Genomic DNA, 25146 nt, shown 5'->3' with positions numbered 1-25146 from the left:
AAGCTTCAAGCTGCAAGTAAAAACAGCCATCGCTGCCGCAGATGCTGGCGCCTGGCATGCGCCGGCGCCAGCCAGCTTGTGGCTTGCAGCTTGTAGCTTGGCACTAGGCGGCTTGCCGCTTTATTGCGATTTCCTGACCCGCAGGTACCACTCCGACAGCAGGCGCACCTGCTTGTCTGTATAACCACGCTCCACCATTCGGGTGACGAAGTCGTTGTGTTTCTTCTGGTCCTCTTTGCTGGCTTTGGCATTGAAGCTGATGACCGGCAGCAGGTCTTCGGTGTTGGAGAACATTTTCTTCTCGATCACCACCCGCAGTTTTTCGTAGCTCAGCCAGCTTGGGTTCTTGCCATTGTTGTTGGCGCGTGCGCGCAGTACGAAGTTGACGATCTCGTTGCGGAAGTCTTTCGGGTTGCTGATGCCGGCCGGCTTCTCGATTTTCTCCAGCTCTTCGTTGAGCGCGATGCGGTTGAGGATCTCGCCGGTTTCCGGGTCGCGGTATTCCTGGTCCTGGATCCAGAAGTCGGCATACAGCACATAGCGGTCGAAGATGTTCTGGCCGTATTCGCTGTAGGACTCCAGGTACGCTGTCTGGATTTCCTTGCCGATGAACTCGATGTAGCGCGGTGCCAGGTACTCCTTCAGGTAGCGCAGGTAGCGTTCGCGCACCTCTGCAGGGAACTGTTCCTGTTCGATTTGCTGCTCCAGCACATACAACAGGTGCACGGGGTTGGCGGCAATTTCGTGTGGGTCGAAGTTGAACACCTTGGACAGGATCTTGAAGGCGAAGCGGGTCGACAGGCCATTCATGCCCTCGTCGACGCCGGCCGAGTCGCGGTATTCCTGAATCGACTTGGCCTTCGGATCGGTGTCCTTGAGGTTTTCACCGTCGTACACGCGCATTTTCGAATAGATATTGGAGTTTTCAGGCTCTTTGAGCCGCGACAGCACCGTGAATTGCGCCAGCATCTTCAGGGTGTCTGGTGCGCAATGGGCCTTGGACAGCGAACTGTTGACCAGCAATTTGTCGTAGATCCTGATCTCGTCGCTGACGCGCAGGCAGTACGGCACCTTGACGATGTAGATCCGGTCAATGAACGCTTCGTTGTTCTTGTTGTTACGGAAAGTGTGCCACTCCGATTCGTTGGAGTGGGCCAACAGGATGCCGGTGTACGGGATGGCCCCGAGGCCTTCGGTACTGTTGTAGTTACCTTCCTGGGTGGCGGTGAGCAAGGGGTGCAGGACCTTGATCGGCGCCTTGAACATTTCCACGAATTCCATCAGGCCCTGGTTGGCCCGGCACAGTGCCCCCGAGTAGCTGTAGGCGTCGGCGTCGTTCTGTGGGTATTCCTCGAGCTTGCGAATGTCGACCTTGCCGACCAGGGCAGAGATGTCCTGGTTGTTTTCATCGCCCGGTTCGGTCTTGGCGATGGCGATCTGGTTGAGGATGGAAGGGTAGAGCTTGACCACTTTGAATTTGGAAATATCGCCGCCGAACTCCTGCAGCCGCTTGGTTGCCCAGGGCGACATGATGGTGTTGAGGTAGCGCCGCGGGATGCCGAACTCTTCCTCGAGAATGGCCCCGTCTTCGTTGGCGTTAAACAGGCCCAATGGCGATTCGAACACCGGTGAGCCCTTGATGGCGTAGAACGGTACGCGCTCCATCAGCTGCTTGAGTTTTTCCGCCAGCGACGATTTACCGCCACCTACCGGGCCCAGCAGGTAGAGGATCTGTTTCTTTTCCTCCAGGCCTTGGGCGGCGTGGCGGAAGTAGGACACGATCTGGTCGATGCACTCTTCCATGCCATGGAAGTCGGCAAAGGCTGGATAGCGGCGGATCACCTTGTTGGAAAAAATGCGCGACAGCCTGGAGTTGGTAGAGGTGTCGATCAGCTCTGGCTCACCGATGGCCAGCAACAGCCGTTCGGCCGCCGATGCGTAGGCACTGCGATCCTCTTTGCACAGCTCGAGGTACTCCTGCAGCGAGAGTTCTTCCTGGCGCGTTGACTCGAAACGTTGTTGGAAGTGGCTAAAAATACTCATGACGTCACCTCGCTCGATACGTGGAGACGACGCCGGATCAGTCAGCTGATGCTGGCAAGCAACCGGGTTCGCCAGTTGCTCTATACCCCCCAGAACACCCTGTTACGCTACCGATGACCCGCACGCCGGTGTACCGGCTCTCCCCTTTTTTGGATGGCCTGAGCTTAAGCGTAGTTGGTTATCTGCAAGGTCAAGGGGCGAGGAGTGCAGAAGTTACGAACGACCGTTCGTCAGGTAAGCCGCAAGCCCGCGCAGGACGCGGGCTGCAGTAAAAATGAAAATATTTATTCGGCAGCGCCTTGGGCTGTCTCGGCCGGGTAGGTGGTGCGCCACAGTTCAAAACCACCGTCGACGCTGTACACGTCGGAGAAGCCCTGGCCTACCAGGTAGGCGGCAGCGCTCTGGCTGGAGTTGCCGTGGTAGCAGACCACCAGGGTGGGGGCGTCGAGGTCGGCATTGCGGATGAACTCGGCAACCGAATGGTTATCCAGATGCCGGGCGCCGGTAATGTGGCCGGCAGCAAAGGCTTGCGAGTCACGGATATCGACCACGACCGCACCTTCTTGCTTGCGAAGCTCCAAGGCCTGCTCGGGAGGGATGCGCTTGAATTCGCTCATGGGTACTACTTCCTTCAGGTGTGGTCATTGAGTGTAGTGGGTTGTGCCGGCTGGCGCAGTGTGCCGTCGGCGGCGCAGTCGCAGCGGTGGTATTGGCCGCTGTCGAGGTTGTACAGGGTCATGGCGCCGCCCCACACGCAGCCGGTGTCCAGGGCGATGACGTCAGGCTGGTCGACGCGCCCTTCAAGGGCGGCCCAGTGGCCGAAGATGATCTTCACGTGCCGCGAGCGGCGGTCCTTGTGGGCAAACCAGGGTTTGTAGCCTTTGGGCGCGGTGCCCAGGCCTTCCTTGCTTTTCAGGTCGAGTTTGCCTTCTGCGGTGCAGAAGCGCATGCGCGTGAAGTAGTTGGTGATGACCCGCAGGCGCTCGATACCGGTGAGGTTCTTGCTCCACTTGTTCGGCTCGTTGCCGTACATGCCATCCAAGTACAACTTCAGGCGAGTGTCATCGCGCAGCACCTGTTCCACCTCGTCTGCCAGCTTCAGGGCCTGGCCGAGCGTCCACTGCGGCGGGATGCCAGCATGAACCATGGCAACGCCCCGCGCCTCATCGTAGTGCAGCAGCTTTTGCTGGCGCAGCCAGTCGAACAACTGATCCGCATCTGGCGCTTCGATGATCTCGCGCAAGGTGTCGCTTTTCTTCAGGCGCTCGACGTTGTGCCAGGCGGCCAGCAGGTGCAGGTCGTGGTTGCCCAGCACGCAGACCAGGGACTGGCGCATGGAGTACAGAAAGCGCAGCGTTTGCAGTGACTCGGGGCCGCGGTTGACCAGGTCGCCCACCAGCCACAGGCGGTCCACGGCGGGATCGAAGCGTACGCGTTCGAGCAGGCATTTGAGTGGCTGCAGGCAGCCCTGCAGGTCGCCGACGGCGTAAGTGGCCATCAGTGCAGGGCCCCGGGCACCGCCAGGCGAAACGGGGCGATCTCGGCATCGAAACGTTTACCGTCTTCGGCAAACATCTGGTAGCTGCCCTGCATGGTGCCTACGCGGGTGCTGATGACAGCCCCGCTGCTGTAGGTGTGGCTCTGGCCCGGCTCGATATTGGGCTGCTGGCCGACCACCCCGGCGCCGCGCACTTCTTCGACCTTGCCGTCACCGTTGGTGATCAGCCAGTGGCGCGACAGCAGTTTGGCTTTCAGCGAGCCGTTGTTCTGCACAGTGATGGTGTAGGCGAAAGCGAAACGACTGTTTTCCGGGTCGGATTGCTCTTTGAGGTAGCGGGTCACGACGCTGACGTCGATTTGATAGCGGGGGTCGGACATGCAAGGGCCTTGGGCGAACTGACGCAATAATGCAGTCTAGGCCATTGGCGGGGGGGAGGGCCAGCGGTGGAAGGGCTGGGGGATTTGTGTTGCCTGTGCTGGCCTCTTCGCGGGCACGCCCGCTCCCACAGGATTCCACCGCATTTGAGGGGGTGATTTACCTGTGGGAGCGGGCGTGCCCGCGAAGAGGCCGGATCAGGTTGAATCAGGCTTTGGGCTGATCGGCCAACTGGTCGGCCAGGCGCACGAAGGCTGCCAGGTCCAGCTGCTCCGGGCGCAGGCTGCCATCTACGCCGGCAGCTTCGATGGCCGCGCTGTCGAGCAGGCCCTTCATGGTGTTGCGCAGTGTTTTGCGGCGCTGGTTGAACGCGTCACGCACCACCCGCTCCAGCAGTTGTGCATCTTTGGCCGGGTGAGGCAGCACTTCATGCGGCACCAGCCGCACGATGGCCGAATCCACTTTCGGTGGCGGGTTGAACGCCCCAGGGCCAACGTTGAACAGGTGTTCCACGCGGCAGTGGTACTGCACCATGATCGACAACCGCCCCCAATCACCACCGCCAGGGCCGGCGGCCATGCGCTCGACCACTTCCTTCTGCAGCATGAAGTGCATGTCGCGGATCAGCCCGGCATGGCTGAGCAGGTGGAAGATCAGCGGCGTGGAGATGTTATAGGGCAGGTTACCCACCACCTTGAGGCTGCGCGGCGGGACGCCCAGCTGGTTGAAGTCGAACTTCAGGGCGTCGCCCTGGTGCAGGCGGAAATTGCTGCGGTCGGCGAACTTGTGCTGCAGGATCGGCACCAGGTCCTTGTCCAGCTCGACCACGTCCAGTTGCGCGCCGCTGCCCAGCAGGCCCTCGGTCAGGGCGCCCTGGCCCGGGCCGATTTCCAGCAGGTGTTCGCCAGGCTTGGCGTGGATAGCGCGCAGGATGCGGTCGATGATGCCGGCGTCGTGCAGGAAGTTCTGGCCGAAGCGCTTGCGCGCCCGGTGTTGGTATTGCTCGTTCATGGTCGGTTCTCGGCCATCTGGTAGGCGGTTTCCAGCGCGACGCGCAGGCTGCCGGTGTCGACCTTGCCGCTGCCGGCCAGGTCCAGGGCGGTGCCGTGGTCAACCGAGGTACGGATGATCGGCAGGCCCAAGGTCACGTTCACGGCCGCACCAAAACCCTTGTACTTGAGTACGGGCAGGCCTTGGTCGTGGTACATCGCCAGCACCGCGTCGCAGTGCTCCAGATATTTGGGGGTAAACAGGGTATCGGCCGGCAGCGGCCCGCGCAGGTCCATGCCTTCGGCGCGCAGGCGGGCCAGGGTCGGCTCGATGATGTCGATTTCTTCGCGGCCCAGGTGGCCGCCTTCGCCGGCATGCGGGTTGAGGCCGCACACCAGGATGCGTGGGGCGGTGATGCCGAACTTGTCGCGCATGTCTGCATGCAGGATGCGGGTAACCCGCTCGACGCGCTCGGCAGTGATGGCGTCGGCGATGTCCCGCAGGGGCAGATGGGTGGTAACCAGGGCCACGCGCAGGCCGCGGGTAGCCAGCATCATCACCACTTGTGCGGTTTGGGTCAGTTCGGCGAGGAATTCGGTGTGCCCGGAAAAGGCGATGCCGCTCTCGTTGATCACACCCTTGTGCACGGGGGCGGTGATCATCCCGGCGAAGTGCCCGTCCAGGCAGCCTTGGCCAGCACGGGTCAGGGTTTGCAGCACGAACGCGGCGTTGGCCGTGTCGAGTTGGCCCGGTGTTACTGGGGCCGCCAGCGGGGTATCCCAAACATACAGGCTGCCAGCTGGCGCCGGCTGCTCGGGCCATTGGCCCGGGGCAACCGGCAACAGGTCGACGGCCAGCCCCAGCTGGGTAGCCCGCTCGGCGAGCAGGTCACGGCTGGTGATGGCAATCAGGGGGTGGGGCTGGGCGTCTGCGGCGAGCAGCAGGCACAGGTCAGGACCTATGCCGGCCGGCTCGCCGGGAGTGACGGCGAAGCGCAGGGGCTTCACTGGGCGGCCTGGTCGGCGCCAGGCAGCTTGATTTCAACGTAGGCTTCGTCGCGGATCTGGCGCAGCCAGGTTTGCAGCTCTTCGTCGTATTTGCGGTTACGCAGCACGTTCAGGGCCTGTTGCTCACGCGCCTGCTCGGTGCTGTCGGTGGCCCGACGGCCCAGTACTTCCAGCACGTGCCAGCCATACTGGGTTTTGAACGGCTTGGTCACGACGCCTTGCTGGGCGTTGGCCATCTGCTCGCGGAACTCAGGCACCAGGCTGTTCGGGTCGACCCAGTTGAGGTCACCGCCGTTGAGCGCTGAACCCGGGTCTTCCGAGAAGCTCTTCGCCAGTTCGGCGAAGTCTTCGCCGTTCTTGATGCGTTCGTACAGGCGCTCGGCCAACTGCTCGGTGGCCGCGTCGCTGCGGATCTCGCTTGGCTTGATCAGGATGTGGCGCACGTGCACTTCGTCGCGCAGCACGTTCTCGCTGCCGCCACGCTTCTCTTCCAGCTTGAGGATGATGAAGCCGTTGGGGATGCGGATCGGCTGGGTGATTTCACCCACCGGCATGCTGCTGAGCATCTTGGCGAAGTCTGGTGGCAGTTGGGCCGCTTTACGCCAGCCCATTTCGCCGCCTTCCAGGGCGTTTTCGCTGGCGGAACGGGCGATGGCCAGCTGGCCGAAGTCCGCGCCTTGCTTGAGTTGCTGGTACACCTCGCCCACCTGGCGTGCAGCCTTCTGGATGTCTGCCGAGTTGGCGGCTTCCGGGGTGGGGATCAGGATGTTGGCCAGGCGGTACTCTTCCGACATCTGCATCTTGCCCATGTCGGAGTTGAGGAAGTTCTTCACTTCCTGCTCCGACACCTGGATGCGCTCGGCCACGCGGCGTTGGCGCACGCGGCTGATGATCATCTCGCGCTTGACCTGGTCGCGGGCGTCGTCGAACGACAGGCCGTCATGGGCCAACGCTGCGCGGAACTGGTCCAGCGACATGCCGTTGCGCTGGGCAATGGTGCCGATGGCCTGGTTCAGTTCTTCGTCGGTGATGCGAATGCCGGAGCGTTCGCCAATCTGCAGTTGCAGGTTTTCGACGATCAGGCGTTCCAGTACCTGCTGTTCCAGGGCGCCGGCGGGCGGCACGCTGCCGCCGCGCTTGGCAATGGTTTGCTGAACCTCATGCACGCGCTGGTCCAGCTGGCTTTGCATGACCACGTCGTTGTCGACGATGGCCACCACGCGATCAAGCGGCTGTACCGCGGCATGCACCGCGCCACTCAGCAAAGCGACGCCCAGCAGCACTGGGCGCAGTCGATCAATAAGCTTGGTCTTCACGTTCACGGTAACCTTGAATGCCTTGGTCGAGGAAAGATTCGACCTTGTTGCCAACTACACCACCGAGGCCTTTCAGGACGATCTGAAGGAAGACACCGTGGTCGCCTTTTTCGTTCTGCGGAAGGGCCTGGCTGAAATCGTCGTAGTCGATCCAGTACCGGTTGACCAGACGCAGCTTCCAGCAGCAGTTGTCGTATTCGAAACCACCCATGGCTTCCAGGGTGCGGTTGCGGTTGTAGTCATGCTGCCAGCGGGCAATCACGCTCCACTGTGGCACGATCGGCCAGATGACCGAGAAATCGTGCTGCTGGATCTTGTAGTAATCCTTGATGTAGTTCGGATCGCCTGGGGTGCCATAGTCACCGCCGCCCACCTTCCAGGTACCCGTTGTCGAGTCGTAGGCGATGGTGTCGTTACGGTAGCGGTAGCCGAGGTTGACGATCTTGTTCGGGTTGTCTTCAGGCTGGTAGTGGAACATCGCACTGCCCGAGCGGGTGCTGCGGCTGTCCGGGTCCCAGTTGAAGTCCGAATTGAAGCGCCAGTCGCGGTTGAAGTAGTAGTTGTACACCAGGGCATATGGCGACACGTCGGACTGCGAGTCTTTGCGGGTGCGGTAGTCGATACCCGGCAACTGTACCTTGCGGTCTTTGAAGTAGTAGGCCTGGCCGATGCTGAAGTTCTGGCGCTCGAAGCCGTTGTCTTCGATCCAGCGTGTGGTGACACCCAGCGACAGCTTGTTCTCGTCGCCGATGCGGTCGGTGCCGCTGAAGCGGTTGTCGCGGAACAGCGAATCGTAGCTGAACAGGGTTTCGCCAGTATCGAACAGCGGGATGTCCTTCTGGTCCTTGTACGGGACGTACAGGTAGAACATGCGCGGTTCGAGGGTTTGACGGTAGTTGTTGCCAAACAGCGAGGTGTTGCGATCGAAGTACAGGCCGCTGTCGACGCTGAAGATTGGGACATCGCGGTCTTGGTTGCTCTTGAAGTCGCCTTCGAGGGCAGCCCTTGCCGGGAATTCAACTAGGTCCCGTTTGCCCTCGCTGTCTAAGTCAAGGTCGTAGTGGGTATACATGTACTTCAGCTTCGGCGTGATATAGCCGTAGCTGGCTGTCATCGGCAGGCTTATGGAAGGTGCGACGTTTAGGCGAGTACCGTTGGCGCGAGCAACACCAAAAATATTTTCGTCGAGACGTTGGCCTGGTACACCCGTGCTGGTATCCGGGTTGCCATCTTTGTCGAAAACAAAATCATCCTTCAAGTCACGCTCGAAGCGTACCGCTTCGGTCTCGTAACCCAGGTTCAGGCCGCCTGGCTGGAATGGCAGGGTACCGTTCAGGGTCAGCTGCGGCAGGCGGTCATACGGCGTGATCTGCGAAATGGTCGCCATTTCGTAGGCATGCACGTTCAGGCGCGCGGTGTAGCTGTCGCCACGGTAGGTCAGCGCGCCTTGCTGGTTCAGCACGTCGCGGCTTTCCACGCCGATCTGATCGGACTCCAGGTCCTGGAAGTAGAACGGGTCGCTGATGTCGGTGTAGTCCACCTCGGTCATCAGGCGTTCGTCCAGGCCACCCTTGTGCTGCCAGTTGACCATCCAGCGCTGGTCTTTGTAGTCCGTCTGGTCTTTGCGGTCGTCGTTCTTGTCGTTCAGGTACGCGCCGCCGAACTGGCCTTCGCTGGACTTGGTCAGGTAGCGGAATTCGCCTTCCATCAGCAAGCCGCGCTTGGTCATGTAGCGCGGGTACAACGTGGCGTCGTAGTTCGGCGCCAGGTTGAAGTAGTACGGCGTGACCAGCATGAAGCCGGTGTCACTGCTGCTGCTGAACGAAGGTGGCAGGAAGCCGGACTGGCGACGATCGTCGATCGGGAAGTAGATGTACGGTGTGTAGAACACCGGGAAATCCTTGACCCGCAGGGTGACGTTGGTCGCGGTGCCGAAGCCGGTGGCCGGGTTCAGGGTGATGTTGTTGCCCTTCAGCTGCCAGGCGTTGCTGCCCGGTTCGCAGGTGGTGTACGTACCGTCCTTGAGGCGGATGATGGCGTTTTCGCCACGCTTGGCGTACAGGGCGCTGCCGCGGATATGCGACTTGTGCATCACGTATTCGGCGTTGTCGACCTGGGCTTCGCCCGTGTCGAGCTGAATCTGTGCCTGGTCACCGACTACCAGCGAGCCGTTGTCACGGATCTTGACGTTGCCTTTGAGCTCGCCACGGTTTTCGGCCTGGTACAGGTTGGCCTCGTCCGCTTCGGCCTGCATGCTGCCCTGGCGCATGACCACGTCACCGGCGAGGGTAGCGATCTGCTGCTCCTGCTGGTACTTGGACACCTTGGCATTGATGTAGGTCGGCGACTCGTCCTTGGGCGTGGTGTCGGCCATGCCTGGGCGAGTTGGCTCGATGTAGGCGCCACCGCAGTACGGGCCGGTTTCGGCCAGCTGTGCAGCAGTGAGCTTTTCACGCGGCACCCAGTCGAGGTGGCTGTAGTCTTCGCTGCGCGACTTCAGGCCGCGGCCTTTGGCCTCGGTGACCAGCATCGGCCGGTCCGCAGTTTCGCCTTCGCTCGCGGCTTCGGTGCCGCCGCTGACGGCGGCACCTTCGTGCACCGGGCGTGGCGGCAGGTTGCTGGCTGGGGTCTTGGGCTTGCAGTCCCAGCCGCCGGCGGCGGACACTTGGCAGTCAAACTGCTCGGCTGCCACCACGTACGATGTGGCCAGAGGTTGCAGGGCCAGCAGACCGCCGGTGACCAGCAACGGAAACTTTCTACGAAACGCGGGGGATTTCAATGCCATCTTATTAGTCCGGGCTTCCTGCGTGCCATCTGCCCGCGTGTGGGGCCGCACGCCTCTCGATGGTCTGAAAAAGATGCTGGATAATAAAGCATGACCCGCTTGACGGCTAGGGCCGTCGGAGACCCTTGTAATGCCTGAACACGATGTACGCCTGCAACAGCTGACGGTCTGGCTCGCCGAGCAGCTCGATGAACTTTTCCGCAGCAAGGCTTGGGGCGAGGTGCCCGAAGGCCGCCTGACCGCGGCCAGCAGCGATGCCAGCTTCCGCCGTTACTTCCGCTGGCAGGGGGCTGGGCGCAGCCTCGTGGTCATGGACGCGCCCCCGCCGCAGGAGAACTGCCGACCGTTCGTCGCCATCGACCACCTGCTGGCCAGTGCCGGTGTGAATGTGCCGCAGATCCACGCCCAGGACCTGGAGCGCGGGTTCCTGCTGCTGGGTGACCTGGGGCACCAGACATACCTGGATATCATTGCTGCCGATAATGCCGACAGCCTGTTCGCCGACGCCATCGAGGCGTTGCTGAAGTTCCAGCGCCTGCCGATGGACGCCCAGTTGCCCAGCTACGACGACGCCCTGCTGCGCCGCGAGGTTGAACTGTTCCCCGAATGGTACGTAGGGCGCGAGCTTGGCCTGGCCCTCAACGATAGCCAGAAAGCTGCCTGGCAGCGCGTCAGCCAACTGTTGATCGACAGCGCCCTGGCCCAGCCGAAAGTGCTGGTGCACCGCGACTACATGCCGCGCAACCTGATGCAGAGCACCCCGAACCCTGGCGTGCTGGACTTCCAGGATGCGGTGTACGGCCCGGTCACCTACGACATTACCTGCCTGTTCAAGGATGCCTTCCTCAGCTGGCCACAGGCGCGCGTCGAAGGCTGGTTGCGTGCCTATTGGGAGCGGGCAGTGGCGGCCGGTATCCCGGTTCATGCTGAGTTCGAGGCGTTCCAGCGTGCCAGCGACTTGATGGGCGTGCAGCGCCATTTGAAGGTGATTGGCATTTTTGCCCGTATCTGCCACCGCGACGGCAAGCCGCGCTATCTGGGGGACGTGCCGCGTTTCTTCGCCTATATAGAAGAAGTGATCGGTCGCCGGCCCGAATTGGCGGAGCTGGGTGAGCTGATTGCCGAGCTGCAAGCCGGAGCGCGTGCATGAAGGCAATGATCCTGGCGGCGGGGAAGGGTGAACGCATGCGCCCGCTGACGCTGCATACCCCCAAACCGTTGGTTCCGGTCGCCGGCCAGCCGCTGATCGAGTACCACCTGCGTGCGCTGGCGGCTGCGGGTGTCCGCGAAGTGGTGATCAACCATGCCTGGCTCGGCCAGCAGATCGAAGAGCACCTGGGCGATGGCGGCCGCTTCGGCCTGCGCATTTGCTACTCGCCGGAGGGTGAGCCGCTGGAAACCGGCGGCGGCATCTTCAAGGCGCTGCCTTTGCTGGGCGACGATCCGTTCCTGCTGGTGAACGGCGATGTCTGGACCGACTACGACTTCACCCGCCTGCAGGCCCCCCTGCAAGGCCTGGCGCACCTGGTGCTGGTCGATAACCCTGGCCACCATGGCCGTGGCGACTTCCGCCTGGCGGACGGGCAGGTGGTCGATGGCGACGACGCGCCGGGTACGCTGACGTTCAGTGGTATCTCGGTCCTGCACCCGGCGCTGTTCGCGGGTTGCCAGGCTGGTGCCTTCAAACTGGCGCCGTTGTTGCGCCAGGCCATGGCGGCTGGCCGGGTCACGGGCGAGCACTACCGCGGGCACTGGGTGGACGTCGGGACGCTCGAGCGCCTGGCCGAGGCCGAGCGGCTGATCGGCGAGCGCGCCTGACATGTGGTGGCCAGGCACACTGATTGGCGCTGGCGCGGGCTTTGCCGTGGCCAACATCCCCGGGGCGCTGTTGGGGCTGCTGCTCGGCCAGGCCCTCGACCGCCGCTTGCGCCTGCAGGGCTGGGATGACATGCGCGACCGCCTGAGCGGGCGCCCGGCGCTGGCTGACGATGAGTTGCTGTTCGTGATGCTGGGGCGCCTGGCCAAGAGCGATGGCCGGGTGGCCGAGCAGCATATCCAGCAGGCGCGCCAGGAAATGTCGCGGTTGGACCTGGCGGAGCCGGCCCGCTTGCGCGCCATCAAGGCGTTCAACCGTGGCAAGGCCGGCAAGGACCGGCTTGGCGGCCACTTGCGGCGGATTCGCGAACAGCCGCATGCGGCCGAAGGCACCTTGCGCGCCTGTTGGCGCATGGTCTGGGCCGACGGCAAGATGGGCAACAAGGAGCGTGAGCTGCTGCTGGACTGGGGGCAGAAGCTGGGCCTGAGCCGGCGCCAGGTGCAGGCCATGTCGGTGGAATACGAGCCGCGCAGGGCTGCTCGGCCGGAAGGGCTGGCCATGACCTATGCGGCGGCGTTGCGCTTGCTGGCGGTAGAGGCGGACACCGAAGCTGACAAGGTCAAGCAGGCGTATCGCCGGCTGGTCAGCCGGCACCACCCGGACAAGCTGGCAGGCACCGGCGCCAGCGAGGCACAGGTGCGTGAAGCGACCGAGCGCACGCGGGAGTTGCACCAGGCCTATGCCATGATCCGCAAGCGGCGGGGCCTTTGAGGGCCTCATCGCCGGCAAGCCAGCCCCAGGGATCGCAGCAGGGCTGGCAGGTGTTTGTCAGAAGATATGCAGCGCCTGAGACATCGAGCGCCGCCCGCGCGGCGCTCAATCTGACAGGCGCTGAAGATGCTGCGGCAAGCACCCGGCAACCCTGATGCCATTGCCAGAAACCATAGAGTCTCCCACAGGTAATACACAACGCCTGAATATTGTGGCCTACCTGTGGGGGCAACCTTACCCTTGCGGGTTCATCCAGCCTCGCACGCGGCGGAACAACTGCTCTTGCTCGGCGGCCTGGTTGCCTGGCATGGCGATCAGCGACAACTGCCGGTACTGGCTGTCTTTCTGCCGCTTGCTGGCCTGCAAGCGCAGCGCGGCGGCGCTGCGGTCAGCACTGCGGGTGGCGTAGTAGATGTCGGCGGTGGGCACCTTCAACGTCGGCGCCAGGCTTTCCAGGTCATACTCCACGCGCGCCGGCGTCTGCGCCGCCACCATGACCAGCTTGTGCACCTGCGGCGGCTGTTTTTCGCTCAGGTAGCGTGCAGCCCAGTACGCACCGCTGCCATGGCCGATCAGCACGATGCTGCGGGCATTGCGCTGCTGGGCAAACGCCACGGCAGCGTCGAGGCGGGCGAAAATCCGCTCGGCATCGGCCGGGTCGCTCTGTTCGCTGGCCAGTTCGGCATCGGTGCTTTCTGCGGTGTCGGCATCGGCGGCGGTGGCCTGGGCGACATTGGCATTGGCGTCGGCTGGCACATCCTTGACCGGTGCACGCTCACCCTGGGCTTGGTCCGTTGCGGCCTTGGGCTTGGCTTCTACCCGGGCTTGCGGGCTGTCGGCGAGCAGGTCAGGCAGGCTGATGCTCAGGCTGTGCCAGCCGACATCAGGGAATTTTTGCCGCAGCGGGCCAACGGCATTTGGCCAGTCGGCGTTTTCGCCGGCACCCGGCACGATGATCACGGCACCTTGCGGATCACTGTCGTTGGCCGGCTTCCACAACGCCAGGAAACTGTCGGCACCTGCCTGTAGCGTCTGTTGCTCGGCCTTGGGTACCAGCCGCTCGAGTGCCAGGGCATCCTCTTGGCTGCGCTCGAGCAGCGGCGGGCGCGGTGTTTCGGCTGCCGTTGCCGCATTGGCCGCCGGCGGTGTTTCGGCATCGGCGGCCAAGGCGCCGAGTGGCAGGAGCGAAGCCAGGCAGCACATTGCCAGCGTCGTGCGATAAAGTGTGGACATGCGTCAACCCAAGGCCAGAATGATACCGGCAGCCTAATAGTATTTGCCCGTGACGGCCATGCTGCATGGCCGCCTTGCCAAGACGAGCGTATAGATGAAGCGAGTGCGTCGCCTGTTGGTTATCGGCTGCTTGTGGCTGCCCTTGATTGCCTTTGCCCGGCCCGAGGCGCCGGCCACTGTTGCGCTCGAGCCGGCCCTGCAGCAGTGGTTGGACGCGCACCGCAGCCTGCGTGTGGGCCTGGTGCTGCAAGCACCCTATGCTCAGTTCGACCGGCGCCTGCAGCAGTTGTACGGTGCCAACGTCGAATTGGTCAGCAACCTGGCACACGTGCTGCGCCTGGACCTGACCTGGCGCCATTTCAGTGACCAGGCCAGCCTGGAGCATGCCCTGCAGAACGGCGAAATCGACTTCGCCCCCGGCCTTACCCAAACCCCGGCCAGCCTGCGCCTGTGGTTGTTCAGCGACCCGTACATGCGCGTGCCGCAATTGGTGGTAGGGCCACGCACCGGGGCCATGGCGGTGGAGCTGGAAAAGCTCGACCGCGAGCAGCGCGTGGCCGTGCGCATGCCCAGCCAACTGGCAGAGTACTTGCGCGGTAACTACAGCAACCTGAACCTGCAGGGGGTGCCCAGCGAGCGCGAGGCCTTGCAGTTGGTGGTGGGCGGCCAGGCCAGCTTCGCCGTGCTGGACGAGGCGCAACTCAGCCGCCTGTCACGCGAGAGCGAGTTCGGTGAGCTGGCCGTGGTGGGCGATATTGGCCTGCCGCAGTTGCTGCGGCTTGGCTCGCGGCGTGACTGGCCGGTGTTGGCCGATGTGCTCGAACAAGGCTTGCAGGCCCTGCCTGCCAAGGAGCTGGAGCAACTGCACCAGCGCTGGTTGCAGCCCAAGTACCCGCGCCTGAGCGAGTCGCCCGGGTTCTGGCAGAACCTGGCGCTGCTGTTCGGCCTGCTGCTGCTGTGCGCCCTGGCTACCCTGGTGTGGCAACGCCGGCAACAGCGCCAGCTGGAGCGTAGCCTGCTGGCTGCGCGGGAAAGCCTGGTGGAGCGCCAGGTGCGTGAAGAGGCCCTGCGCCTGAGCCAGTTCGCGATTGACCAGAGTACGGTGGGTATTCTGTGGGTCAACTGGGACAGCCATGTCCGGTACGCCAACCACGCCGCTGAACGCATGCTCGGTTATGCCGAAGGCGAGCTTCTGGAGCGGCCGCTGAGCGACTTCGAGCCGAGCCTGAGCATGGACCGCTGGCTGGAGCTGTGGAAAGGCGCCCGCGCCGGGGCTGGCGGTGTCGGCCAGTTCGAGGCGCAGTGCAAGCGCGCGGACCACAGCTTGCTGCCGGTCGAGTTGTCTTTGAGCTTCTTGCGCTTTCGCGACTCGGAGTACCTGGTGGTGTACCTGGCCGACGTTACCGAACGGCACCGGGCCTTGGCGGCTCTACGCGAAAGCGAGGCGCGGCTAAAGGGCATTGCCGGCAACGTGCCGGGGCTGGTGTTCCGCCTGGAGCGGGACCCGGCCGAGGGCGAGCTGGAGTTCCCCTATATCAGTGAAGGCAGCGAGGCCCTGGTCGGGTATGCGCCCAGCGAGATCCAGCACCCGCAAATGGGCCTGCGCAACCTGGTACACCCCGATGACCGCGCCGATTACCACCGGGTCCAGGACCTGGCCCTGGCCAGCGACCAGGACTGGTCCTGGCAGGGGCGTATTCTCACCCGCCAGGGTGAACAGCGCTGGGCCGACATCAAGGCCAGTACCCGGCACCTGGGCAACGGTCAGGTGGTATGGGACGGCGTGGTGTGGGATATCACCCAGGGCAAGCGCGCCGAACTGGCGCTGGCCAAGTCACAGGAGCAGTTGCGCGAGCTGTCGGCCCACCTGGAAAGCGTGCGCGAGGAAGAGAAGGCCCGCATCGCCCGCGAAGTGCATGATGAGCTGGGGCAGATGCTGACCGTGCTCAAGCTGGAAGTGTCGATGTGCGAGCTGGCGTTTGCCGAGCTCGACCCGGGGCTCAACGAGCGCCTGGCCAGCATGAAGCGCTTGATCGCCCAGTTGTTCCAGTTGGTGCGTGATGTGGCCACTGCCCTGCGCCCGCCGATTCTCGACGCGGGCATCGCCTCGGCCATCGAATGGCAGGCCAGGCGCTTCGAAGCCCGTACGCAAATCCCCTGCCTGGTGCAGGTACCGGATAATCTGCCAGCATTGAGTGACGCCAAGGCCACCGGGCTGTTCCGCATTCTGCAGGAGGCGTTGACCAATGTGATGCGCCATGCCCAGGCGCACAGCGTGGAAATCGAGCTGGTTCATCAGGGCGGGCAGTTACGCCTGACAGTCAGTGATGATGGCCAAGGCTTTTGCCGTGAGCAGCCCCGGCCCACCTCGTTTGGCCTGGTCGGCGTACGCGAGCGGGTACTGATGTTGGGCGGCAGCATGGTGCTGGACAGTCAGCCGGGCGAGGGCACCAGCCTGAGCGTGGCCATACCGTTGGAGTAGGAGAGCAAACGTGATTCGAGTGCTGGTAGCCGAAGACCACACCATTGTCCGTGAAGGCATCAAGCAGTTGATTGGCCTGGCCAAGGACATGCAGGTGGTGGGGGAGGCCGGGAATGGCGAGCAGTTGCTCGAGACCCTGCGGCATACGCCGTGCGAAGTGGTGCTGCTGGATATCTCGATGCCGGGCGTGAGCGGGCTGGAGGCGATCCCGCGGATTCGCGCGCTGCTCGACGCGCCGGCGATCCTGATGCTGTCGATGCATGACGAGGCGCAAATGGCCGCTCGGGCGCTGAAGGCCGGTGCGGCGGGCTATGCCACCAAGGACAGTGACCCGGCGCTACTGCTGACGGCGATTCGCCGGGTGGCTGCTGGCGGGCGCTATATCGACCCGGCGTTGGCTGACCGCATGGTGTTCGAAGTGGGCCTGACCGAGTCGCGGCCGTTGCACACCCTGCTCTCGGAGCGGGAGTTTTCCGTGTTCGAGCGCCTGGCCCAGGGCGCCAACGTCAATGACATTGCCCAGCAACTGGCGCTGTCGAGCAAGACCATCAGTACACACAAGGCGCGGCTGATGCAGAAGCTGAAGGTGAACTCGCTGGCGGAGCTTGTGAAGTACGCCATGGAGCACAAGCTGGTCTGATTGCGACCCCGGCTGTATCTGCGGTGCAGCAGGAATTCTGGGGCCGCTGCGCGCACCATCGCGACACAAGGCAGCCCCCCAGGGGCAAGGCTGTTCTGAACGCGCCATCCTTGTAGGGCAATCCCTACATCAAATCTTCCATCCGGATGATGGCATTCTCTCAGCACCCCCGATTTTCCGGCGCTTGCGCCTCTTTTACGCTTTGCCCACGCAGTCATCCAACAAGAAGGTGCAGGCATGAGCGAGGCGAAGTCGAACGCTGCAACCAGCGAAACGCTGGTCAGCTTCCGTGGTGTGCAGAAGAGCTACGACGGCGAGTCGCTGATCGTCAAAGACCTTAACCTGGATATCCGCAAGGGCGAATTCCTCACCCTGCTTGGCCCTTCTGGCTCCGGCAAGACCACCAGCCTGATGATGCTGGCGGGGTTCGAAACCCCTACCGCCGGGGAAATCCACCTGGCCGGGCGCTCGATCAACAATGTACCGCCGCACAAGCGTGATATCGGCATGGTGTTCCAGAACTATGCGCTGTTCCCGCACATGACGGTTGCGGAAAACCTGGCCTTCCCGCTGACCGTGCGCAATTTGAGCAAGACCGATATCAGCGAACGGGTCAAGCGCGTGCTGAGCATGGTGCAACTGGATGCCTTTGCCAAGCGCTACCCCGGCCAGCTTTCTGGCGGCCAGCAACAGCGCGTGGCGTTGGCCCGGGCGCTGGTGTTCGAGCCCCAGTTGGTGCTGATGGACGAGCCGCTCGGGGCACTGGACAAGCAGCTGCGTGAGCACATGCAGATGGAGATCAAGCACATTCACCAGCGCCTGGGGGTGACCGTGGTGTACGTGACCCACGATCAGGGCGAAGCGCTGACCATGTCTGACCGGGTGGCGGTATTCCACCAGGGTGAGATCCAGCAGATCGCCGACCCGCGCACGCTGTACGAGGAACCCTGCAACACCTTCGTCGCCAATTTCATCGGCGAGAACAACCGCCTCAACGGCACGCTGCTGGCCAGCGACGGCAAGCGCTGCCAGGTGCAGCTGCCGCGCGGCGAGCGGATCGAGGCACTGGCAGTGAATGTCGGCCAGGCCGGCGAACCGGTCACCCTGTCCATCCGCCCCGAGCGGGTACGCCTGAACGGCCACAGCGAAAGCTGCGCGAACCGCTTCTCGGGCCGGGTGGCGGAATTCATCTATCTGGGCGACCACGTGCGGGTGCGCCTGGAAGTTTGCGGCAAGGGCGATTTCTTCGTGAAACAGCCCATTGCCGAACTCGACCCGGCCCTGGCCGTGGGCGATGTGGTACCGCTGGGCTGGGAGGTGGAGCACGCCCGCGCGCTCGATCCGATTGCCGAAGCCCATTGATGGATTGCTTCACCAACCCTGTACTGTGGAGAGAACAAGAATGCGTAAGCAGTTGAAACTGACCGCCCTGGCCCTGGGGCTGTTTACCGCCGGCCAGGCCATGGCCGCAGACCTCACCGTGGTCTCGTTCGGCGGGGCCAATAAGGCCGCCCAGGTCAAGGCGTTCTACGAGCCTTGGGAAAAGGCCGGCCATGGCAAGATCGTCGCAGGCGAGTACAACGGCGAAATGGCCAAGGTCAAAGCCATGGTCGATACCAAGAGCGTGTCGTGGAACCTGGTGGAGGTGGAGTCGCCAGAGCTGGCCCGCGGCTGTGACGAGGGCATGTTCGAAGAGCTCGACCCCGCCCTGTTCGGCAACGAAGCCGATTACGTGCCGGGCGCCATCCAGCCTTGTGGCGTGGGCTTCTTCGTCTGGTCCACGGTATTGGCCTACAACGCGGACAAGCTCAAGACCGCGCCGACCAGCTGGGCCGACTTCTGGGACACCAAGAAATTCCCTGGCAAGCGCGGCTTGCGCAAGGGCGCCAAGTACACACTGGAATTCGCCCTGATGGCCGACGGCGTGGCGCCCAAGGACGTTTACCAGGTGCTGGGTACCAAAGAGGGCGTGGACCGCGCCTTCAAGAAGCTCGACGAACTCAAGCCAAGCATCCAGTGGTGGGAAGCGGGTGCCCAGCCACCTCAGTACCTGGCCTCGGGTGACGTGGTCATGAGCTCGGCCTATAACGGCCGCATCGCGGCGGTGCAGAAGGAAAGCAACCTCAAGGTGGTGTGGAATGGCGGCATCTATGACTTCGATGCCTGGGCCATCCCGAAAGGTGCCAAGGATGCCGACCAGGCGAAGAAATTCATCGCCTTCAGCGTGCAGCCTGAGCAGCAGAAGATCTACTCCGAGAACATCGCCTACGGCCCGGCCAATTCCAAGGCAGTGAGCCTGCTGTCGGACGAGGTGAAGAAAGACATGCCGACCACGCCTGAGAACATTGCCAACCAGGTGCAGATCGACGTGGCCTTCTGGGCCGACAACAGCGAGCAGCTGGAGCAACGCTTCAACGCCTGGGCGGCGAAGAAGTAACCGACCAGCGCAAGGGGCCGCCATGCGGCCCCAATTTCAGTTCGTATCGCGGAGTTTGCCATGGCCATTGCAGTGCCACTCAAAGAAGGCGCAGGTCAAAGTCTGAAGCAGCGCCTCAAGCATGCCGAGCGGGTCAACCGCTGGAAGGCGCAAGCGCTGATCGCGCCGCTGGCGCTGTTCCTTCTGCTGGTGTTCCTGGTGCCGATCGCGGCGCTGCTGTACAAGAGCGTCGGCAACCCGGAGGTGGTCGGTGGCCTGCCGCGCACGGTCGACGTCATCAGCCAGTGGGACGGCAAGAGCCTGCCTGGCGAGGACGTGTACAAGGCGCTGAGCCAGGACCTGGCCGAGTCGCGCAAGAACCAGACCCTGGGCGACCTGTCCAAACGCCTGAACATGGAACTGGCCGGCTACCGCAGCCTGCTGGCCAAGACGGCGCGCGCATTGCCGTTCAAGAGCGAGCCCGCCTCTTACAAGGATGCCCTGCAGGCCCTGGACGAACGTTGGGGCGACCCGGCCTACTGGCAGGCGATCCGCCGCAACACCAGCACGCTGACCCCGTTCTACCTGCTGGCTTCGCTGGACCACCGTATCGATGACCTTGGCGAACTGGCCAAGGCGACCCCGGACCAGGCCATTTACCTGGATATCTTTGCCCGCACCCTGTGGATGGGCGTGGTGATTACCGCCATCTGCCTGGTGCTGGCCTACCCGCTGGCGTACCTGCTGGCCAACCTGCCGACCCGGCAGAGCAACCTGTTGATGATTCTGGTGTTGCTGCCGTTCTGGACTTCGATCCTGGTGCGGGTGGCAGCGTGGATCGTACTGCTGCAGTCGGGCGGGCTGATCAACAGTGCGCTGATGGCCATGGGCATCATCGACCAGCCGCTGGAACTGGTGTTCAACCGCACCGGCGTGTACATCTCGATGGTGCACATTCTGCTGCCGTTCATGATCCTGCCGCTGTACAGCGTGATGAAAGGCATTTCGCCAAGCTACATGCGCGCGGCGATTTCGCTGGGTTGCCACCCGTTCGCCAGTTTCTGGCGGGTGTACTTCCCCCAGACGTATGCCGGTGTCGGCGCCGGCTGCCTGCTGGTATTCATCCTGGCCATTGGTTACTACATCACCCCGGCACTGCTGGGTAGCCCGAACGACCAGATGGTCAGCTACTTCGTGGCCTTCTATACCAACACCAGCATCAACTGGGGCATGGCCACCGCACTGGGCGGGCTGTTGCTGCTGGCGACCGTGCTGCTGTACCTGATCTATAGCTGGCTTGTCGGCGCCAGCCGCCTGCGCCTGAGCTGAGGAGCCTTGTCATGCTGAGCCCTTACATGTCGCCCGTGGAGCGGGTGTGGTTCTACAGCCTGCGCATTCTTTGCGGCCTGATCCTGCTGTTCCTGATCTTGCCGGTGCTGGTGATCGTGCCCTTGTCGTTCAACAGTGGCAGCTTCCTGGTGTACCCGCTGCAGGGCTTCTCGCTGCAGTGGTACCAGGACTTCTTCAACTCGGCCGAATGGATGCGGGCGCTGAAGAACAGCATCATCGTTGCCCCTGCGGCCACGGTGCTGGCCATGGTGTTCGGCACGTTGGCGGCCATCGGCCTGACCCGCGGCGACTTTCCCGGCAAGTCGCTGGTGATGGCACTGGTGATTTCGCCGATGGTGGTGCCGGTCGTGATCATCGGGGTGGCCAGCTACCTGTTCTTTGCCCCGCTGGGCATGGGCAACAGCTTCACCTCGCTGATTCTGGTGCATGCGGTGCTGGGCGTGCCGTTCGTCATCATCACGGTGTCGGCAACCTTGCAGGGCTTCAACTACAACCTGGTGCGCGCGGCAGCCAGCCTGGGCGCTTCGCCACTGCTGGCCTTCCGCCGGGTGACCCTGCCGCTGATCGCCCCCGGGGTGATTTCGGGGGCGCTGTTCGCCTTTGCCACGTCGTTCGATGAGGTCGTGGTGACCCTGTTTCTCGCCGGCCCGGAACAGGCGACCCTGCCGCGGCAGATGTTCAGCGGTATTCGCGAGAACCTGAGCCCGACCATCGCTGCCGCGGCGACGTTGCTGATTGCGTTTTCGGTGATCCTGCTGCTGACCCTGGAGTGGCTGCGCGGGCGTAGCGAGAAGCTGAGAACCCAGCAGCCTGGCTGATTTTCCAGTAGCTGTACGGGCCCTATCGCCGGCAAGCCGGCTCCCACAGCGTTCTGCACAAGAGTCATGAGATGCACATACCTGTGGAGATCCCATGTGGGAGCCGGCTTGCCGGCGATAGGGCCCGTACAGGCACTGCAAGGCTTTTGGTCACTGGTCGACACCCATTGATGCCAATCAGCCCTCACGCCTTTCCCTGAGTTACAATGCGCGCCACCGTGATTCTGCCAACAGGTGCGCCATGCAGCCCTACGCTATTGCCCCCTCCATTCTTTCTGCCGATTTCGCCCGCTTGGGCGAGGATGTCGACAAGGTACTGGCGGCGGGTGCCGACATCGTCCACTTCGATGTCATGGACAACCACTACGTTCCCAACCTGACCATCGGCCCGATGGTGTGCACTGCCCTGCGCAAGTATGGCGTCACCGCCCCGATCGATGTGCACCTGATGGTCAGCCCGGTCGATCGCATCATCGGCGACTTCATCGAAGCCGGCGCCACCTACATCACCTTCCACCCGGAAGCTTCGCAGCACATCGACCGTTCGCTGCAACTGATCAAGGACGGCGGCTGCAAGGCCGGGCTGGTGTTCAACCCGGCCACCAGCCTGGACGCCTTGAAGTACGTCATGGACAAGATCGACATGGTGCTGCTGATGAGCGTCAACCCGGGTTTCGGCGGGCAGAAGTTCATCCCTGGCACACTCGACAAGTTGCGTGAAGCGCGTGCGTTGATTGACGCCAGTGGCCGGGATATCCGCCTGGAAATCGACGGTGGCGTCAACGTCAACAACATCCGCGAGATCGCTGCCGCTGGCGCCGACACGTTCGTGGCCGGCTCGGCGATCTTCAATGCCCCGGACTACCAGGAAGTCATCGCCAAAATGCGCGCCGAACTGGCCCAGGCTCGCCCATGAGTGGCTTCGAGCAGCTGTTTCCGGGGACACTCCCCAGGCTGGTGATGTTCGATCTGGACGGTACCCTGATCGATTCCGTGCCAGACCTGGCCGCCGCCGTGGACCGCATGCTGCTCGAACTGGGGCGCCCGCCTGCTGGCCTTGAGGCGGTACGCCAATGGGTCGGCAATGGCGCCCAGGTGCTCGTGCGCCGCGCCCTGGCCGGTGGCATCGAGCATGAAACCGTGGACGATGCGCTGGCTGAACAGGGCTTGGCGCTGTTCATGGAAGCCTACGCCGAAAGCCATGAGCTCACCGTGGTTTACCCCGGGGTCAAGGACACCCTGCGCTGGCTGCACAAGCAGGGCGTGGAAATGGCCTTGATCACCAACAAGCCGGAGCGCTTCGTCGCGCCCTTGCTGGACCAGATGAAGATCGGCCGGTATTTCCGCTGGATCATCGGCGGTGACACCCTGCCACAGAAAAAGCCCGACCCGGCGGCGCTGCTGTTCGTCATGCAAATGGCGGGCGTGAGCCCGCAACAGTCGCTGTTTGTCGGCGACTCGCGCAGCGACGTGCAGGCGGCAAAGGCGGCCGGGGTGCAGTGCGTGGGGCTGACCTACGGCTACAACCATGGCCGGCCCATCAAGGACGAGTCGCCAAGCCTGGTGATCGACGATCTGCGTGCATTGCTGCCCGGTTGCGCAGACCCGGCCACTGGGATAACGTTGGCGGACCTTCAAGCCTCAGCAGACAGAGAGTCCACCGTGGCGGTTACTGGCAAATTCTGGATGAAAGTCATCAAGGCCTTGGCCCGTTGGCGTTGGCGCGCCTGACTTCAGCCTGCCGGCACGTGCCGGCCCGTCCGTTTGCCTGACCCATTGCTGCTTGCCACGAGGCTACTCATGAACCACGAAGAATTCCTGCGCCTGGCTGCTGCCGGCTATAACCGCATTCCCCTGGCCTGCGAAACCCTGGCCGACTTCGATACGCCGCTGTCGATCTACCTGAAGCTGGCCGACCAGGCCAACTCGTACCTGCTCGAATCGGTGCAGGGCGGCGAGAAATGGGGCCGTTACTCGATGATCGGCCTGCCCTCGCGGACGGTGATGCGGGTGCACGGCTATCACGTCAGCATCCTGCAGGACGGTGTCGAGGTTGAACGCCACGATGTCGAAGACCCGCTGGCCTTTGTCGAGACGTTCAAGGAGCGCTACAAGGTCGCCGACATTCCCGGCCTGCCACGTTTCAATGGCGGCCTGGTCGGTTACTTCGGCTACGACTGCGTGCGCTATGTGGAAAAGCGCCTGGGGGCCAGCCCGAACCCAGACCCGCTGGGTGTGCCCGACATTCTGCTGATGGTCTCGGACGCGGTCGTGGTATTCGACAACCTGGCCGGCAAGATGCACGCCATCGTGCTGGTAGACCCTGCGCAAGATCAGGCTTTCGAGCAAGGCCAGGCGCGCCTGCAAGGCTTGCTGGAAACCCTGCGCCAGCCTATTACCCCACGCCGAGGCCTGGACCTGAGCGGCCCGCAGGCTGCCGAGCCGGCATTCCGCTCCAGCTACACCCGTGAGGACTACGAAAGCGCCGTTGGCCGCATCAAGGAATACATCCTGGCGGGCGACTGCATGCAGGTGGTGCCGTCACAACGTATGTCGATCGACTTCAAGGCGGCGCCAATCGATCTCTACCGCGCTTTGCGCTGCTTCAACCCGACGCCTTACATGTACTTCTTCAATTTTGGCGACTTCCACGTGGTTGGCAGCTCGCCAGAAGTGCTGGTGCGGGTCGAGGACAACCTGGTCACCGTGCGCCCGATTGCCGGTACCCGCCCGCGTGGCGCAACCGAAGAGGCCGACCGTGCGCTGGAAGACGACCTGCTGTCGGACGACAAGGAGATCGCCGAGCACCTGATGCTGATCGACCTGGGCCGCAACGATGTCGGCCGGGTGTCCTCCACGGGCAGCGTACGCCTGACCGAGAAGATGGTGATCGAGCGCTACTCCAACGTCATGCACATTGTCTCCAACGTCACCGGCCACTTGCGCGAAGGGCTGACGGCGATGGATGCACTGCGCGCGATCCTGCCGGCCGGTACCCTTTCGGGGGCGCCGAAGATCCGTGCAATGGAGATCATCGACGAACTGGAGCCGGTCAAGCGTGGTGTATATGGCGGTGCCGTGGGGTACTTCGCCTGGAATGGCAACATGGATACCGCCATTGCCATTCGTACGGCGGTGATCAAGGACGGCGAGCTGCATGTGCAGGCAGGTGGCGGTATCGTTGCCGACTCGGTGCCGGCGCTGGAGTGGGAAGAAACCATCAACAAGCGCCGGGCGATGTTCCGTGCGGTGGCCTTGGCTGAGCAGACTTGCGCCAAATGAATTGAGCAGGGCTGCTGCGCAGCCCATCGCTGGCAAGCCAGCTCCCACAGAGTATCCTCGGTTCCCGACCTTGTGGCATTCCTGTGGGAGATTCTATGGTTTCTGGCAAGGGTAGCCGGAGCATCTTCAGCGCCTGTGAGATCGAGCGCCGCCCGCGCGGCGCAATCGCGAGCTGCGCTCGCTCCTACGTTTGTTTCGGGCCAGTAACGCCTGTGACAGGCGCGCGCGGCCGCCTTGTTTGTACGGCGCGATATTGAGGCATGCACCAAGGCGTTCGCGCGCGAATCCCACAGGAATAATTGGCCCGAAACAAACGTAGGA

Annotated in this window: 21 protein-coding genes; 12 read left to right on the top strand and 9 right to left on the bottom strand. The window is 63.1% G+C overall.

Translation table 11 applies throughout. The features are described from left to right. Window positions 1-120: 120 nt before the first annotated feature. From GYA94_RS12540 to GYA94_RS12505, 8 genes are all read right to left on the bottom strand, one after another. Window positions 121-2043, bottom strand: a complete 1923-nt coding sequence (locus GYA94_RS12540) for a PrkA family serine protein kinase (RefSeq protein WP_110679003.1) — start codon at window positions 2041-2043, stop codon at window positions 121-123. Between the two features lie 284 nt (window positions 2044-2327). Then, a complete protein-coding gene (gene glpE, locus GYA94_RS12535) occupies window positions 2328-2660 on the bottom strand; it encodes a thiosulfate sulfurtransferase GlpE (protein WP_009685234.1) in 333 nt (110 codons plus the stop codon). 14 nt (window positions 2661-2674) lie between these two features. After that, window positions 2675-3541 carry a symmetrical bis(5'-nucleosyl)-tetraphosphatase gene (locus tag GYA94_RS12530; RefSeq protein ID WP_009685235.1) on the bottom strand — a complete coding sequence of 289 codons (867 nt, stop codon included), beginning with the start codon at window positions 3539-3541 and terminating at the stop codon, window positions 2675-2677. Continuing rightward, on the bottom strand, window positions 3541-3921 hold the full coding sequence (gene apaG / locus GYA94_RS12525) for a Co2+/Mg2+ efflux facilitator ApaG/CorD (protein WP_029885942.1): 381 nt from the start codon (window positions 3919-3921) through the stop codon (window positions 3541-3543). The genes GYA94_RS12530 and apaG overlap by 1 nt, the downstream gene beginning before the upstream one ends. Window positions 3922-4126: 205 nt before the next feature. Further along, window positions 4127-4930, bottom strand: a complete 804-nt coding sequence (gene rsmA / locus GYA94_RS12520; RefSeq protein ID WP_054906107.1) for a 16S rRNA (adenine(1518)-N(6)/adenine(1519)-N(6))-dimethyltransferase RsmA — start codon at window positions 4928-4930, stop codon at window positions 4127-4129. Then, complete coding sequence (pdxA, locus tag GYA94_RS12515; RefSeq protein ID WP_009685238.1) at window positions 4927-5916, bottom strand: 4-hydroxythreonine-4-phosphate dehydrogenase PdxA; 990 nt, start codon at window positions 5914-5916, stop codon at window positions 4927-4929. Before pdxA ends, rsmA begins: the two co-directional genes overlap by 4 nt. Next, the gene (gene surA, locus GYA94_RS12510; protein WP_110679047.1) at window positions 5913-7232 is read right to left on the bottom strand and encodes a peptidylprolyl isomerase SurA; all 1320 of its coding nucleotides are present in this window, start codon (window positions 7230-7232) and stop codon (window positions 5913-5915) included. Before surA ends, pdxA begins: the two co-directional genes overlap by 4 nt. Further along, window positions 7213-10017, bottom strand: coding sequence for an LPS-assembly protein LptD (locus GYA94_RS12505; RefSeq protein WP_161892405.1), 2805 nt, complete (start codon window positions 10015-10017; stop codon window positions 7213-7215). The genes surA and GYA94_RS12505 overlap by 20 nt, the downstream gene beginning before the upstream one ends. 130 nt (window positions 10018-10147) lie before the next feature. On the opposite strand from GYA94_RS12505, the gene GYA94_RS12500 reads away from it, so the two are divergent. From GYA94_RS12500 to GYA94_RS12490, 3 genes are read left to right on the top strand one after another with little or no spacing between them, the layout of a single operon-like run. Next, window positions 10148-11167: an aminoglycoside phosphotransferase family protein gene (locus GYA94_RS12500; RefSeq protein WP_161892404.1), complete on the top strand. Its 1020-nt coding sequence runs from the start codon at window positions 10148-10150 to the stop codon at window positions 11165-11167. After that, on the top strand, window positions 11164-11835 hold the full coding sequence (gene murU, locus GYA94_RS12495; protein ID WP_054906105.1) for an N-acetylmuramate alpha-1-phosphate uridylyltransferase MurU: 672 nt from the start codon (window positions 11164-11166) through the stop codon (window positions 11833-11835). Before GYA94_RS12500 ends, murU begins: the two co-directional genes overlap by 4 nt. 1 nt (window position 11836) lies before the next feature. Further along, entirely contained in the window at window positions 11837-12604 is a 768-nt protein-coding gene (locus tag GYA94_RS12490) for a TerB family tellurite resistance protein (protein ID WP_009685244.1), read from the top strand. A 234-nt stretch (window positions 12605-12838) separates the two neighbouring features. On the opposite strand, the gene GYA94_RS12485 is transcribed toward GYA94_RS12490, so the two are convergent. Next, entirely contained in the window at window positions 12839-13837 is a 999-nt protein-coding gene (locus tag GYA94_RS12485) for an alpha/beta hydrolase family protein (RefSeq protein WP_161892403.1), read from the bottom strand. A gap of 94 nt (window positions 13838-13931) precedes the next feature. Here GYA94_RS12485 and GYA94_RS12480 point away from each other — a divergent pair, with 94 nt between their 5' ends. From GYA94_RS12480 to trpE, 9 genes are all read left to right on the top strand, one after another. Continuing rightward, the gene (locus GYA94_RS12480; RefSeq protein ID WP_161892402.1) at window positions 13932-16319 is read left to right on the top strand and encodes a PAS domain-containing sensor histidine kinase; all 2388 of its coding nucleotides are present in this window, start codon (window positions 13932-13934) and stop codon (window positions 16317-16319) included. A 10-nt stretch (window positions 16320-16329) separates the two neighbouring features. After that, window positions 16330-16959, top strand: a complete 630-nt coding sequence (locus tag GYA94_RS12475) for a response regulator (RefSeq protein ID WP_009685247.1) — start codon at window positions 16330-16332, stop codon at window positions 16957-16959. Between the two features lie 237 nt (window positions 16960-17196). Then, window positions 17197-18321 (top strand): ABC transporter ATP-binding protein, encoded by a 1125-nt coding sequence (locus GYA94_RS12470; RefSeq protein WP_110678989.1) that lies wholly within the window; start codon window positions 17197-17199, stop codon window positions 18319-18321. Between the two features lie 40 nt (window positions 18322-18361). Further along, window positions 18362-19396 (top strand): ABC transporter substrate-binding protein, encoded by a 1035-nt coding sequence (locus GYA94_RS12465; RefSeq protein ID WP_029885951.1) that lies wholly within the window; start codon window positions 18362-18364, stop codon window positions 19394-19396. A 60-nt stretch (window positions 19397-19456) separates the two neighbouring features. Beyond that, complete coding sequence (locus GYA94_RS12460; protein ID WP_009685250.1) at window positions 19457-20704, top strand: ABC transporter permease; 1248 nt, start codon at window positions 19457-19459, stop codon at window positions 20702-20704. Between the two features lie 11 nt (window positions 20705-20715). Further along, window positions 20716-21543 carry an ABC transporter permease gene (locus tag GYA94_RS12455; protein ID WP_054911832.1) on the top strand — a complete coding sequence of 276 codons (828 nt, stop codon included), beginning with the start codon at window positions 20716-20718 and terminating at the stop codon, window positions 21541-21543. A gap of 241 nt (window positions 21544-21784) precedes the next feature. Next, complete coding sequence (rpe, locus tag GYA94_RS12450) at window positions 21785-22459, top strand: ribulose-phosphate 3-epimerase (RefSeq protein WP_029885954.1); 675 nt, start codon at window positions 21785-21787, stop codon at window positions 22457-22459. Continuing rightward, window positions 22456-23274 carry a phosphoglycolate phosphatase gene (locus GYA94_RS12445; protein WP_029885955.1) on the top strand — a complete coding sequence of 273 codons (819 nt, stop codon included), beginning with the start codon at window positions 22456-22458 and terminating at the stop codon, window positions 23272-23274. Before rpe ends, GYA94_RS12445 begins: the two co-directional genes overlap by 4 nt. A 69-nt stretch (window positions 23275-23343) precedes the next feature. Continuing rightward, window positions 23344-24825, top strand: a complete 1482-nt coding sequence (gene trpE / locus GYA94_RS12440; RefSeq protein WP_009685254.1) for an anthranilate synthase component I — start codon at window positions 23344-23346, stop codon at window positions 24823-24825. The last annotated feature ends 321 nt before the right edge of the window (window positions 24826-25146 follow it).

Origin of the sequence: Pseudomonas juntendi, from assembly GCF_009932375.1 — a bacterium.
Lineage (GTDB): Bacteria > Pseudomonadota > Gammaproteobacteria > Pseudomonadales > Pseudomonadaceae > Aquipseudomonas > Aquipseudomonas juntendi.
This window is presented reverse-complemented; position numbering and strand designations above follow the sequence as displayed.